The sequence below is a fragment of the Lysinibacillus contaminans genome (genome assembly GCF_001278945.1).
Lineage (GTDB): Bacteria > Bacillota > Bacilli > Bacillales_A > Planococcaceae > Lysinibacillus > Lysinibacillus contaminans.
Map to the genome: position 1 here is coordinate 2,510,120 of NZ_LGRV01000003.1, position 12,939 is coordinate 2,523,058.

The following is a 12,939-nucleotide window of genomic DNA, read 5'->3' on the forward strand; positions in this document are numbered from 1 at the left end:
ATTATAAATCGCTCCTAGGGCATATCGTTGACAAATGACTAATTGGTCATTAGTATAAATAATTGAATCCAGTAAGTCAATAAAGGGTAGGTGTGAAAGTGAAAGGTTTAGTTAATTTCGTATTGAAAAACAAATTGGCAGTATGGTTACTAACAATTATCATCACTGTCTCGGGTATCTATTCAAGTACTCGTATGAAAATGGAAACAATTCCGGATATTTCGATACCGTATTTAATGGTTATGGGCGTATATCCGGGTGCAACTCCAGAAAAAGTAATGGACGATGTATCGATACCGTTTGAAAAAGCGATCGAGGGTCTCGATGGCGTTAAGGCTATTTATTCGAATTCAAGTTCGAATATTGCTAGTCTGCAAGTGGAATACGATTACGGCGTCGATATGGAAGAAAAAAAGCGCCAACTTGAATCGGCATTAGATAATGTGAGCTTACCTGAGGGTGCTCAAACACCTATGATTACCGCAATTAGTATGAACATGATGCCAGTCATCGCTCTTTCAGTTAGTAGCTCAAAAGAAGACATCGTTGAGCTGACATCAACAGTTCAAGATATTCTTTTACCAGAAATCGAAAAAATCGATGGTGTTGCCTCTGCTACCATTACAGGCCAACATATTGAAGAAGTAGCTTTTACGTATAACGAAGAAAAAATGGCTGAGCTTGGGCTAACTGAAGACTCAGTAAAGCAGATGATTCAAGCAAGTGATATGGCTATTTCATTAGGCTTATATGAATTTAAAGAAGGCGAGCAAGCGGTTGCTGTTGACGGAAAATTCACAACATTAGATGAGTTGAAAGAAATGCTCATCCCTGTCACACCTAGCGCAACAAACCCATCACCATTTGTAAAACTGAGTGATATCGCTACAATTGAAACAGTTGGTAAAGTTCAATCGATATCACGTACAAATGGCGAAGATGCAATTGCCATTCAAATTATTAAAGGTCAAGCAGACAATACAGTAGATGTCGTTAACCAAGTAAAAGATTTAATTAAAGAAGAACAAAAAAATATCGACGGATTAATCATTGATATTTCGCTTGACCAAGGAAAACCAATTGAAGATTCCGTTTTCACAATGATTGAAAAAGCAGTATTCGGTGGTTTAATCGCAGTTTTAATTATTCTGCTATTCCTAAGAGATTTTAAATCAACTATTATTTCAATCATTTCTATACCAGTATCATTGTTTATGGCACTCTTGCTATTAAACTGGATGGATATTTCATTAAATATTATGACTTTGGGTGCTATTACGGTAGCGATTGGTCGTGTAATCGATGACTCCATCGTTGTAGTAGAAAACATTTATCGTCGTATGCATCTTGAAAACGAAAAACTAACAGGTCGTGCATTAATCCGAGAAGCAACCATTGAAATGTTTAAACCGATTGCATCGTCAACGTTAGTTACGGTTGCGGTATTCGCACCACTTATTTTCGTTGGTGGTATGGTCGGAGAATTATTCATGCCATTCGCATTAACAATGACATTCGCACTTGGGGCTTCCCTCCTTGTAGCGATTACTATTGTACCAGCCCTATCCCACTTCTTATTTAAGAAGAAATTATATGGTACGAAAACTGCAAGTAACCATAAAGAAGTTGGCAAACTAGCACTTTGGTACAAAGGCATTTTAGAAAAAGCTTTAAACCATAAAATCATTACATCTGTGATCTCAATCTTATTATTAGTCGGCAGTTTAGCATTAACACCTCTAATTGGATTCAGCTTCATGGGTAGTGAAGAAGAAAAAGTGATGTACTTAACGTACACACCAGCTACAGGTGAGTTAAAAGATGAGACTTTAGCAAATATTGAAGTCGTTGAGAAAGAATTAATGAAAAATGAAGATATCGACATTTTACAATTATCTGTTACAGATAGTGACAGTGCCGATATGCAATCAATGATGATGGGTGGCGGCTCTGGCGGTGCCTTAATGTATCTAATTTTCGATCCGGATATGAAAGACTTCCCAGCAGCTCGCGAAGAAATCGAAGAATATGTTTTCAATATTGGCCAATCTGGCGAATGGAAGAGCCAGAACTTCTCGGCAATGTCCATGTCTTCAAATGAAGTTAGCTACACATTCTACAGTGAAAATTTAGATAAACTAAGTAAAGCTGTAAAAATGGTAGAAGACGTTATGAAAGATAATAAACGCCTTGAAGATGTTTCAACAAGTATGGAAGATCCATACGTAGAGTATGTATTTAAAGTAGATCAAGCAAATGTGCTGCAATACGGCTTAACGACTGGCCAAATTGTCATGGCATTAAACACAACATCTACAAAAGAAGTGTTAACGACGCTTCAAACAGACGGCAATGAACTTGAAGTTGTCGTACAAAAAGAAAAAACTGCAGCTGCCTCATCAATTGATGACGTGCTAGCAACGCAAATTCCTACTGCACTAGGTACAACAATGCCACTTTCTGATTTAGTAACAGTTGAAGAAGGTACTGCATTCAATACTTTATCTCGTAGTGCTGGTGAATACTATGCAACAGTATCTGGTACAATTTTAGATAAAGATATTTCAAAAGCAACATCTGAAGTAGATGCAGCTATTGATAAATTAGATTTACCAAAAGGTGTGACAGTTGGTGTTGCCGGCGTAGCAGCTGATATGGAAGAAACATTTACACAATTGGGTGTAGCAATGCTTGCAGCAATTGCGATTGTTTACTTCATTTTAGTCGTAACATTCGGTGAAGGGATTGCTCCATTTGCCATTCTATTCTCATTACCATTCGCTGTAATTGGTTCATTTGTAGGTCTCTTTATTGCAGGCGAAACAATTTCAGTATCAGTAATGATGGGTCTTCTCATGTTAATTGGTATTGTGGTCACGAATGCAATTGTACTCGTTGACCGTATTATCCACATGGAACGCGACGGAATGACAATGCGTGATGCAATCCTCGAAGCAGGTGCAACACGTTTACGACCTATCTTAATGACTGCCATCGCAACAATCGGCGCATTAGTACCGATGTTATTCGGTGCTGCTGGTGGCGGCTTAATTTCAAAAGGCCTTGCTGTAACAGTTATTGGTGGATTAACAAGTTCTACATTACTAACACTTGTCATCGTACCGATCGTATACGAGGTATTATCAAAAATGTTCAAGAAAAATCGTAAAGATTTAAAAGAGAATTAAAATTATAACGAAAGCGAGGACATTCCATTTTTGGAACTGTCCTCGCTTTTTTTAGGGATGCACCCTTCCCTTCTGTTGATAACAACGAAGTGCCACGTTATGATATCGTCTTTCGTGAATAAGAAACGTACTCTTTTCATATTCTTGAACATTATATGCCAATAAAAAAACATCCATATACCATCTCTATAGATGTTATATGGATGTTTTTCTCATTTTTATATGTTAGAATATTACTAATAATCAATTAAATAGTAAAAGGATGATGTTTAGATGGCAGAAACGGAAAAAATCACAATTAATATGAATGTAGTAGATCTAGGGCAAGTGGATTTATTAGTAGAACAAGGTTTTTATTCAAACCGAACTGATTTTATTAAAACAGCGATACGTAATCAATTAACTTCACACTCTAAAGTTATTGAAAAAGTTATAACTGATAAAGCATTTCTAATAGGAATAACGTATTATGATCGAAAAACACTAGAGCAAGTAGCTGAGAACAATAAAGTATTGGATATTAAAGTAGTAGGCATGTTGGTTTTAAAAGAAGATATAGATGTAGAGTTGGCAAGTAAAACGATAAAATCAATAAAGGTTTTTGGTGTATTTAAAGCGAGCCCTGAATTAAAAAAAGCATTAAACCAGTAGAACAGCCTGAAGGAAACTGTATAATCATTGAACACTTAAGTAATGAGTATAGTATGGTTGCTCATTTAAAATGTCATTCTATCATTGTTAAAGAAGGAGAAAGAGTAAGCAGAGGTCCTGTTATTGGTTTATATTGGAACTCAGGTAATTCAACAGAAACCCATCTGCATTTTCAAGTAATGAATTCACCAAATTATTTGAATGGAAAATCAATCTGTATCCGTTTTAAAGATAATCTCGAACCAATTCAAGGTGATTTGATTTATCCTTCTAAACGTATATTGTTGAACCACAGTTAAATTTGTTATTCACCAGTCAGGCGCCCTTTTCTGAAATAATTAAAGCTTAATTTCTCACTTATAACACTAGAGAAAATAGGCTTTTTATATTTGTGTTTCCATAACGTTATAAATCTGAGTTTTGCTAGTTGGACTTCTATTAAAAGAAAAGGATGTGTAAAAATGACACAAACAAATGAACATATAATGGATAATTGGAAAAGAAATATTGTTCTCTTTTTAGGAAGTCAGACAATATCGCTTTTTGGATCGTCTTTAGTACAGTATGCCATCATGTGGTATATCACACTAAACACACAGTCTGGCATTATGATGACAATTTCCATCATTTGCGGATTCGTACCTACTTTCTTCCTTTCCCCGATTGCGGGTGTCTGGGCCGATCGATACAATCGAAAAATATTAATCATCTTGTCAGATGGTTTGATAGCGATTTCTACGCTTATTTTAGCTATCTTGTTTTTAATGGGCCATGATTCACTTTGGTTGCTCTTTGTGATATCTGCCGTGCGTGCGATTGGAGCAGGTATTCAAACTCCTGCTGTTGGTGCCATTCTTCCTCAAATTGTGCCCGAGGAAAAGTTAACAAAAATAAATAGTGCAAATGGTAGTATTCAAGCAATTGTTATGCTCGTATCTCCGATGGCCAGTGGCGCACTACTTACAATGGCTTCGATTGAAGCTATTCTATTTATAGATGTCATTACTGCAACTATAGCCATCCTTACATTACTTGTATTTTTGGACATCCCAGCACATGCAAAAGCATTACAAAAGCAAACAACGAGCTATTTTAATGACTTGCAACAAGGGTTCACATATATCAAAAATCATGAGTTTCTGAAAAAGTTTTTTCTGTTCTTTGCATTCTTCTTCATCCTAGCAGCCCCCGTTTCTTTTTTAACGCCACTACAAGTAACACGTAGCTTCGGTAACGATGTTTGGCGTCTAACAGCAATAGAAATAACTTTTGCATTAGGTATGTTGATTGGTGGAATCTTCATGGCTTCATGGGGAGGCTTTAAAAACAAGGTTCATACGATGACATTAGCGGCTCTTTTAATAGGGGGTTCTACATTTTCGCTAGGAATTATCCCTGTTTTTTGGCTATACCTAATTTTCATGGGTATAGTTGGTTTGGCCATACCAATCTTTAATATACCCGCAACAGTCTTGCTTCAAGAGAAAGTTGAGGGGGATTATCTAGGTAGAGTATTTGGTGTTTTAGGAATGATTTCAACGTCTATGATGCCATTAGGTATGCTTATATTCGGACCAATCGCAGACGTTATTCAAATAGAATGGTTGCTAATAGGGACTGGTTTACTATTATGTATACAAGGATTTGTCTTACTCCGTAGCAAAACATTATTAGTAGCTGGAGCATCAAATCCAAAAGAACCTAGTAGTTGAGTAGCAACATGTTTAAGTTCTAGGCAATTCGTGAATTAAATAGTAAGAGGTGATTTTGAATGGATAACAAACAACAAGCCAAAACACGTAAAACTAATAATCCCGACGTGTTAAATACCGAAAAAGAAAGTATTTTTGATATGCATGAAGACATGAAAACAGTAGATCCAATACCTGTCGAAGAATTAAACGAGAAAGTAAAGGATGAAAAAAATAAAAAGAAAACTAAAAATACATCTTCTACTGATACGCGCTACAACTCTTGATGCAAACAAGAGCAAGCTGCTTTATAAAAATACACCCTATAAAATAGACAAGTGAACAAGTCTATCTTATAGGGCCTTTTGTATTAAATATAATAGCGGTGAATAGGGCGACCGACATTCCCGTATTGAATATCTACCTTTAACTTTGATTGTTTTTCTAAAAAATCTAAATAACGACGGGCAGTTACGCGAGCAGTTCCAATATAATTCGCTACGTCTTCCGCAGATACGGCTTTCTTACTTTCCTCTATATACGCCAATACTTTATCTAATGTTGCACGATTAAAACCTTTCGGTAATTCCTCAATTTCAATCTTCTGGCTTGCTACCGGAGAAGTTTGAAGCTCTGGCAATCGTTGTTGCATTAAATGATCAAGATCATGCTGCGTTAAATCTTGCATATCCTTCATTTTAATTTTATATGCTTGATAATTTTTTAACGTTTGCTCAATTCGCTCAAATGTAAAAGGCTTCATAATGTAATCATAGACACCAAGATGCAGAATTCTTTGTATAGTTGGCATATCATTAGCCGCTGTCACTGCAATAACATCGACAACCAGATGCTCCTCACGAATTTTCCCTAACGTCACCATACCATCCTGCTCCGGCATAAAAATATCCATAAACACCAAATCTGGCTTCAAATCCTTAACTTTTTCAAGTCCTTCAATCCCATTACCTGCATAGCCAACAAGCTTAAATCCTTCAATACGCTCGATAAATTGCCTATTCACCTCTCGTACCATTGGATCATCTTCAATTAGTAATACGTGTATTGTATCCATCATTATTTTCTCCTAACTCAAACATTATTAAAAAACTCGTGCCTTCCATGGGTTCACTATTTACTTCAATTTCTCCATGTCCTTTTTTCACAATTTCTTGAATTAAATGCAAGCCGATGCCTCGATTTTCACTTCCCTTAGTCGAAAAGCCATTTTCGAACATTCGAACCCGCACCTCTTCACTCATTCCAATACCATTATCAGAAACAGCAATAGCGAGAATGCCATCATGCTCATCAACCGAAATCGATACATACTTATCTGCCTTTGATAAAACGTTTAATGCCTCGAAAGCATTTTCGATTAAATTCCCAAATAATACAACAAAATCATGATGGTCTAATAACGGGGGAAAACTTTTGAAATGGCTCTGTCGATCAATCTCCACTTGTATGCCTAATTCTTTCCCATAACTGACCTTACTCAATAGCAAGCCTGAAATATTTTCATTACGGAAGCGTTCATTTAAAAATTTTGTTAAGGATGCTTCACTTTCCGTCGCCGTTGTAACATATTCAAGCGCCTGCTTCGTATGGCCTAGCTGCAATAAACCGGCAATTGTATGTAATTTATTTTTATGCTCATGTGTCTGCACTCTCAGGGCCTGAACGAACGCTTTAACCCCGGTTACCTCTTCAGCGAGCTTCTTCACCGCAGTTAAGTCTTTAAACATTGCAACCGCACCAACAATCTCACCGTTCACACTTATCGGTACACGGTTACTTAAAATACTATGATAGTTAATGTATAGTTCCTGATTATAAATTGCTGTACCGGTTTCCACAATTTCAGGTAGACGTGTATCTGGCAATACATCATATATTTTCTTACCAATGTAAATCTCCGTTTCCATCCCTACACCTAAAATATCACCAGCTTTTTCATTAAAAATTGTAATGTTCATCGTCTTATCAACAGCAATGATACCTTCATGCATTGCATTAAATGTTTCAGTTCGTTCAACGTACATTTTGGCAATCTCATGTGGTTCAAGTCCAAACATTTGTTTTTTTATGTGTTTTCCAAGCGTATAAGCGCCCCAAATACTAAGAATCAGAGACATCAGTACCGTGATAAGTATTTCCTGACCATAACTTTCAATCATTTTTATGAATGTTGGGACTTGATAACCGACGATAACAATGCCCACCTGCGTTTTCGTATCATCAATGACAGGCACAAACGCACGTATCATCATGCCTGCTTCTCCTAGAGCTTTTGAAATATAGTAATGTTCACTAAATGCAGCATTTAAATCCGTCGATTCACTGCGCTTACCTAGTTCCTCAGATGTCGGATGTGAAAGCTTCACACGATCCATATTCATTACGACAATATACTCTGCTTTGTTTATAATCCGAATTCCCTCGACAAGCGCGTTGACATTTGTAGCTGCTTCTTTAACATCCGTATTTTTCAAATGAGCACTCAACTCTGGCATATTCGAAACAGTATGCGCTACAAGCATTGCACGTTGTTCAAAATCCTTTTCCTGTTCAGAAAGTAGATTACTAAGCACAAAAATCCCACCAAGTAAAAAGGAAAAAGAAATAATTAAAAACGTCACTAAAAGTATTTTCCCATTTACAGGCATTTTCACCATTTAGTAATTCCTCCTTTCTTATTTATTACTGTTCAATGTGTCATCTATCTGATTGTTACATGAAATTTTCTTTTCGAGTTTCCAAATCACTACTATAATATAGTAATATTCTTAATAGACTATCGTCAAAATATTATTTTTACAATTCCACTACTAAAATGTATAACCACAACTAGTACTAAACTTAATGAACAATATTACAAATAAGCAGTATAAAAGCTAATAATGACTACCCTCAATATTTTTGTATTATAACAATTCTACATTATTTACTCCGTACCATAACAGCTTGAACACTTGAAACCTCTACATTTTCGTTAATTTTCTGTTTGATGTACTTAATGAACGTTATGTTCCTTATTTTCTAAACCTCTTTTTTAAAATAATATTCGCTATGATAATGTCAGCAAGTTTGAAAGCGATAACAAATAGAATATTTAGATAAGAGGTGCCGGAAATGAAATTACTAAAAAATTTAACCGTTCAAGTTATTATAGCCATCCTATTAGGTATCATCGTTGGTGCGATGTTCCCGGAATTCGGCGCAAGTCTTAAAATCTTAGCAGACTTATTCATTAAGCTGATTAAAATGTTAATTGCACCAATCATTTTCCTAACGGTTGTCATTGGTATTGGTAGCATGGGTGATATGAAAAAGGTTGGTAAAATCGGAGGGAAAGCATTACTTTACTTCGAAATCGTATCTACAATTGCACTCGCAATCGGTATTGCAGTGGCATTAATCGTAAGCCCTGGTACTGGCCTAGATACAACAGGGGCAGCTGATGCAGACATTTCAAAATATACAACAGCAGCTGAAGAAACTGATAAAGGTTTAGGTGCCTTCATTTACAACATCATTCCAGATAACGTAGTGGGTGCATTAGCAAATGGTGATTTACTACCAGTATTATTCTCAGCAATACTATTTGGTTTAGCGGCTGCTTCAATCGGCGCACCTGCAAGACCAGTTATTACATTCTTTGAACAAGTAGCAGAAATTTTCTTCAAGATCGTTGGAATGGTCATGAAAATTTCGCCAATCGGTGCATTCGGTGCCATGGCTTATACAATTGGTAACTTTGGTTTAGAATCATTAAGTAATTTAGGATTATTAATGGCATCAGTGTACCTTACAATGTTCTTGTTCGTTGTATTCGTGTTAGGCTCAATTGCAAAATTCTTTGGTTTTAATATTTTCAAATTTATCGCCTATCTGAAAAATGAAATATTCTTGGTAATCGGGACTTCATCATCTGAATCTGCTTTACCTTCCATGATGCGTAAATTAGAGAACTTCGGATGTTCAAAACAAGTTGTGGGCTTAGTCGTACCAACTGGTTACTCTTTCAACCTTGACGGCACTTCCATTTACTTATCAATGGCGGCGTTATTCATTGCACAGGCTTACGGAATGGACTTAACGTGGATTCAAATCATTACATTACTTGGGATCCTAATGATTACATCAAAAGGTGCAGCAGGTGTAACAGGTTCTGGTTTCATCACACTAGCCGCTACTCTTGCAGCCTTCCCAATGATTCCTGTTGAGGGAATTGCGCTATTAATCGGGGTTGATCGCTTCATGTCAGAAGCTCGTGCCGTAACGAATTTAATCGGTAATGGTGTAGCATGTGTTGTCATTTCTAAATCAGAAAAAGAATTTGACGTAAGTATGCAAGAAAATGCGCTTCAAGGTAAAACAAGTGTGACATCCTAAAAAAATAAAGGGTAGTGGTGACAGCATGGTGCTGTTCCACTACCCTTTTTACTTGCCGTATTGCTCAAGTAAGCGCTGAGTATTCGTCGATTGTTCAAGTACCTTTTTCTCATCAGCCCAATAGATTACATACTGATTTCCGTTCACCGTGAACAACATATTTTGTAACTCTTCGCTCATTTCTGAACGTATCGCTACTTTTAAAATGTCGACCTCATACAACGGCTCACCATCTACTTCATACACAATATGATAGGTAGGCAGTTCCTCAAACAAGCTGCGTTCTTTTTTTGAAATATCTCTTACATGGCTTAGTGGATTTTTTTCCATATACGACTCAAGGTCTGCACCTTCTACACGTGCTAACCTTGTCCCATTCTGGAGTAATTCTAACGCATCACGCTCTTTGGCATGATTCAAAATATTTACAATCGCTTCTTCTTCGTTTTTTTCACGAAACTGCATCGTGAAGGCTCCTACAAGTAAAATGACTGCAAATAGTAAAAGACGCCATCTTCGCTTTGTCATACACTCACCTTATCCATGTAACGCTTTTTTTACAAAGCGGTTAATATCAACGTCTGCACCAATTACGAGCATAATATCACCTAGCAAAATTTTATCGCTGGCCTGCGGAGAAACAATAATTTCATTGCCCCGTTTAATGCCGACGATGTTTATGCCATATTTCGCACGAATGTCCAGATCGATTACTGAGTAACCAGCAATTGCATCATTGGCTTTTATCTCCATAATGGAGTGTTCATCAGACAGCTCTAAATAATCGAGTACAGTGTTCGACATCATATTATTGGCAATACGAATACCCATATCACGCTCTGGATGGACCACAACATCTGCACCAATTTTCCGCAGTACTTTTTCATGATAATCATTTTGTGCCTTTACAGTAATTTGCGCTACACCTAGTTCTTTCAAGATAATGGTTGTTAAAATACTTGCCTGAATATCTTCACCAATTGCTACTATGACATGCTCGAAGTTACGAATGCCTAGTGAAGTAAGTACTGACTCATCTGTTGAATTAGCTATAACTGCCTGAGTGGCAATGGAAGCAAACTCGTCCACTCGTTCTGATGAATTGTCTATCGCCATTACATGCGCACCTAAACTCATTAATTCACGAACAATACTGCCCCCAAAACGTCCTAATCCAATAACGACAAATTCTTTTTTCATCATAATTAAACTCCTTCGCATACTACTACTGCTCCAAGTGTACCGCATTCACTGATATATGTATCGCAAAAAGCAAAAGACAATACTGTGTTTTTTAGTAGGCTATTCATTAAGCAATGTCTTAACCGTACGTAGGGATAAAAAAGACGAGGATTTACAAATCATCCTCGCCCTAAAACCTTATTCAGCTGATGCGTTACGCATTTCGTCTAGTACACGGTTTACACGTTTTTCAAGCATTTTCATGCCGCTACCGCCAGCTTGCATATGACGAAGTTGCCCGTCTTTATCGAACACAAAATACGCTGGTACGTATTGGTTTGCGAATGCGTCTGTTAATTTCAATTCGTTGTCAACAAAGATTGGTTGCGTAATGTCATGCTCAGCAGCCACTGCTTTAATTGTTTCTAAATCAGTATCTTCCTCAGAGCGAGGCATATGCACAGCAATAACGTTTAGCTCATCTTTATATTGGTCACGAAAATTATTAACCTCCGGCATTGCTTCTTTACATAAATAGCAACTTACAGACCAAAAGTGAATTAGTGTTGGTTTTTCTCCAACTAAATCAGCTTTTGTTACTTCACCGTTTAACCAAGTTGTTGCGCCTGTAAGTTCAGGCATTTGTTCACGAAGTTTCATAAATAAAATCCTCCTTTATCGTTTGAAAAATCCCCACAACAAAAGCCGTGGGGATTCAAATTGTTAGTCAAATTCGCCTTGGCGTATTTGCCGCTGACGCTTTGTTATCAATTCGCTTTCGCGCAGAAAAACAATGCGTCCAGATTTTGTATTGCGCTTACGCAATTAACTCCATTCAAAATCTGTGACATCCGCCAGAGGTTGTCTGTCGCGTTAAAACGCTACAGATCAAATTATAGTGTTGCTTGACCTGGACGCCAGTTTGCTGGGCAAAGGCCACCAGTTTGTAATGCTTGAAGCACACGTAAAGTTTCATCTACGTCACGGCCAATATTGTTGTCAAACACTGTTTGATATTTTAATTCGCCTTCTGGATCGATGATGAATAGACCGCGAAGTGCGATACCTTCTTCTTCGATTAAAACGCCATAGTCTTTTGCAACTTTGTGATTTGTATCAGCTGCTAATGGGTATTTTAACTCCCCAAGACCATTTTGTGTTCGGTCTGTGTTAATCCATGCTAAGTGCGTGTGGATTGTATCAGTTGAAACACCGATTACTTCTGCATCTAAGTCTTCGAACTCATCGTAACGATCGCTCATTGCAGTGATTTCTGTTGGACATACAAAAGTGAAGTCCATCGGATAGAAGAAAAGTACAGTCCATTTGTCTTGCCCTTTGATTTCTTCTAAAGATACTTTACCGAAAGATTTGTCAGCAAGTACTGCTTCCATTGTGAAGTCTGGTGCTTGTTTGCCTACCATGCGTTCTGCCATGTTAATTCCCTCCAAATTCGAATATGTAAAATGGTCCATTCGCTACTGTTGCGAATCCATTCTCTACCATAACAAAGATAGGTAGCTTTTTCAACGCACGACACTTCACGGTATTACTCGTTTTTAAGAACAGTGTTATATACGCTTAGACTTATATAATTATTCTGATAATAAGGTTTGAATTTTCGCTAGCTTATTCAATTATTTTCTACAATAATACATTTTTTAATAATGGTAATTTCGTCTAATTGTGTATGAATTTTTAACTGTGCTTTTTGCGCTAAAACCATTGCATTTTTTTTTGGATTATGTATAATAATAATGTTTTTGTAAACTAAAAGTTTTGTTAAAGTAAACTTCTATTATACGATGTTTATAATTGCTAAACTTCTT

12 protein-coding genes are annotated in these 12,939 nt (G+C 36.8%); 6 read left to right on the forward strand and 6 right to left on the reverse strand.

The window, feature by feature from the left end; translation table 11 throughout:
- The first annotated feature begins 98 nt into the window (after positions 1 to 98).
- The 5 genes from AEA09_RS14345 to AEA09_RS14360 all read left to right on the forward strand — a co-directional run bounded on the left by AEA09_RS14345 (position 99) and on the right by AEA09_RS14360 (position 5,817).
- Positions 99 to 3,188 carry an efflux RND transporter permease subunit gene (locus AEA09_RS14345; RefSeq protein WP_053584513.1) on the forward strand — a complete coding sequence of 1,030 codons (3,090 nt, stop codon included), beginning with the start codon at positions 99 to 101 and terminating at the stop codon, positions 3,186 to 3,188.
- A gap of 273 nt (positions 3,189 to 3,461) precedes the next feature.
- Positions 3,462 to 3,839 carry a CopG family transcriptional regulator gene (locus AEA09_RS14350; protein ID WP_053584514.1) on the forward strand — a complete coding sequence of 126 codons (378 nt, stop codon included), beginning with the start codon at positions 3,462 to 3,464 and terminating at the stop codon, positions 3,837 to 3,839.
- Positions 3,840 to 3,859: 20 nt separating this feature from the next.
- On the forward strand, positions 3,860 to 4,138 hold the full coding sequence (locus tag AEA09_RS20670) for a M23 family metallopeptidase (protein WP_425412008.1): 279 nt from the start codon (positions 3,860 to 3,862) through the stop codon (positions 4,136 to 4,138).
- Between the two features lie 162 nt (positions 4,139 to 4,300).
- A complete protein-coding gene (locus tag AEA09_RS14355; protein ID WP_156312166.1) occupies positions 4,301 to 5,551 on the forward strand; it encodes an MFS transporter in 1,251 nt (416 codons plus the stop codon).
- A 59-nt stretch (positions 5,552 to 5,610) separates the two neighbouring features.
- Positions 5,611 to 5,817 carry a hypothetical protein gene (locus AEA09_RS14360; protein WP_053584515.1) on the forward strand — a complete coding sequence of 69 codons (207 nt, stop codon included), beginning with the start codon at positions 5,611 to 5,613 and terminating at the stop codon, positions 5,815 to 5,817.
- A gap of 83 nt (positions 5,818 to 5,900) precedes the next feature.
- Here AEA09_RS14360 and AEA09_RS14365 read toward each other — a convergent pair whose 3' ends face one another.
- Together AEA09_RS14365 and AEA09_RS14370 are read right to left on the reverse strand one after the other, a co-directional pair.
- Positions 5,901 to 6,605 (reverse strand): response regulator, encoded by a 705-nt coding sequence (locus AEA09_RS14365; protein WP_053584516.1) that lies wholly within the window; start codon positions 6,603 to 6,605, stop codon positions 5,901 to 5,903.
- A complete protein-coding gene (locus AEA09_RS14370) occupies positions 6,577 to 8,208 on the reverse strand; it encodes an ATP-binding protein (RefSeq protein ID WP_053584517.1) in 1,632 nt (543 codons plus the stop codon). The genes AEA09_RS14365 and AEA09_RS14370 overlap by 29 nt, the downstream gene beginning before the upstream one ends.
- A 457-nt stretch (positions 8,209 to 8,665) precedes the next feature.
- Here AEA09_RS14370 and AEA09_RS14375 point away from each other — a divergent pair, with 457 nt between their 5' ends.
- A complete protein-coding gene (locus AEA09_RS14375) occupies positions 8,666 to 9,928 on the forward strand; it encodes a dicarboxylate/amino acid:cation symporter (protein ID WP_053584518.1) in 1,263 nt (420 codons plus the stop codon).
- A 48-nt stretch (positions 9,929 to 9,976) separates the two neighbouring features.
- On the opposite strand, the gene AEA09_RS14380 is transcribed toward AEA09_RS14375, so the two are convergent.
- From AEA09_RS14380 to AEA09_RS14395, 4 genes are all read right to left on the reverse strand, one after another.
- A complete protein-coding gene (locus AEA09_RS14380) occupies positions 9,977 to 10,456 on the reverse strand; it encodes a hypothetical protein (RefSeq protein ID WP_053584519.1) in 480 nt (159 codons plus the stop codon).
- Positions 10,457 to 10,465: 9 nt separating this feature from the next.
- On the reverse strand, positions 10,466 to 11,128 hold the full coding sequence (locus AEA09_RS14385) for a potassium channel family protein (protein ID WP_053584724.1): 663 nt from the start codon (positions 11,126 to 11,128) through the stop codon (positions 10,466 to 10,468).
- A 180-nt stretch (positions 11,129 to 11,308) separates the two neighbouring features.
- Entirely contained in the window at positions 11,309 to 11,770 is a 462-nt protein-coding gene (locus tag AEA09_RS14390; protein ID WP_053584520.1) for a TlpA family protein disulfide reductase, read from the reverse strand.
- A gap of 233 nt (positions 11,771 to 12,003) precedes the next feature.
- On the reverse strand, positions 12,004 to 12,546 hold the full coding sequence (locus tag AEA09_RS14395) for a peroxiredoxin (protein WP_053584521.1): 543 nt from the start codon (positions 12,544 to 12,546) through the stop codon (positions 12,004 to 12,006).
- Between the last annotated feature and the right edge of the window lie 393 nt (positions 12,547 to 12,939).

Excerpts from the sequence above, each read along its gene's own strand:
- AEA09_RS14370 (WP_053584517.1), bottom strand. The coding sequence starts at position 8,208 with ATGGTGAAAATGCCTGTAAATGGGAAAATACTTTTAGTGACGTTTTTA.
- AEA09_RS14360 (WP_053584515.1), top strand. The coding sequence starts at position 5,611 with ATGGATAACAAACAACAAGCCAAAACACGTAAAACTAATAATCCCGAC.
- AEA09_RS14390 (WP_053584520.1), bottom strand. The coding sequence starts at position 11,770 with ATGAAACTTCGTGAACAAATGCCTGAACTTACAGGCGCAACAACTTGG.
- AEA09_RS14380 (WP_053584519.1), bottom strand. The coding sequence starts at position 10,456 with ATGACAAAGCGAAGATGGCGTCTTTTACTATTTGCAGTCATTTTACTT.
- AEA09_RS14365 (WP_053584516.1), bottom strand. The coding sequence starts at position 6,605 with ATGGATACAATACACGTATTACTAATTGAAGATGATCCAATGGTACGA.
- AEA09_RS14355 (WP_156312166.1), top strand. The coding sequence starts at position 4,301 with ATGACACAAACAAATGAACATATAATGGATAATTGGAAAAGAAATATT.
- AEA09_RS14375 (WP_053584518.1), top strand. The coding sequence starts at position 8,666 with ATGAAATTACTAAAAAATTTAACCGTTCAAGTTATTATAGCCATCCTA.
- AEA09_RS14350 (WP_053584514.1), top strand. The coding sequence starts at position 3,462 with ATGGCAGAAACGGAAAAAATCACAATTAATATGAATGTAGTAGATCTA.
- AEA09_RS14395 (WP_053584521.1), bottom strand. The coding sequence starts at position 12,546 with ATGGCAGAACGCATGGTAGGCAAACAAGCACCAGACTTCACAATGGAA.
- AEA09_RS14385 (WP_053584724.1), bottom strand. The coding sequence starts at position 11,128 with ATGAAAAAAGAATTTGTCGTTATTGGATTAGGACGTTTTGGGGGCAGT.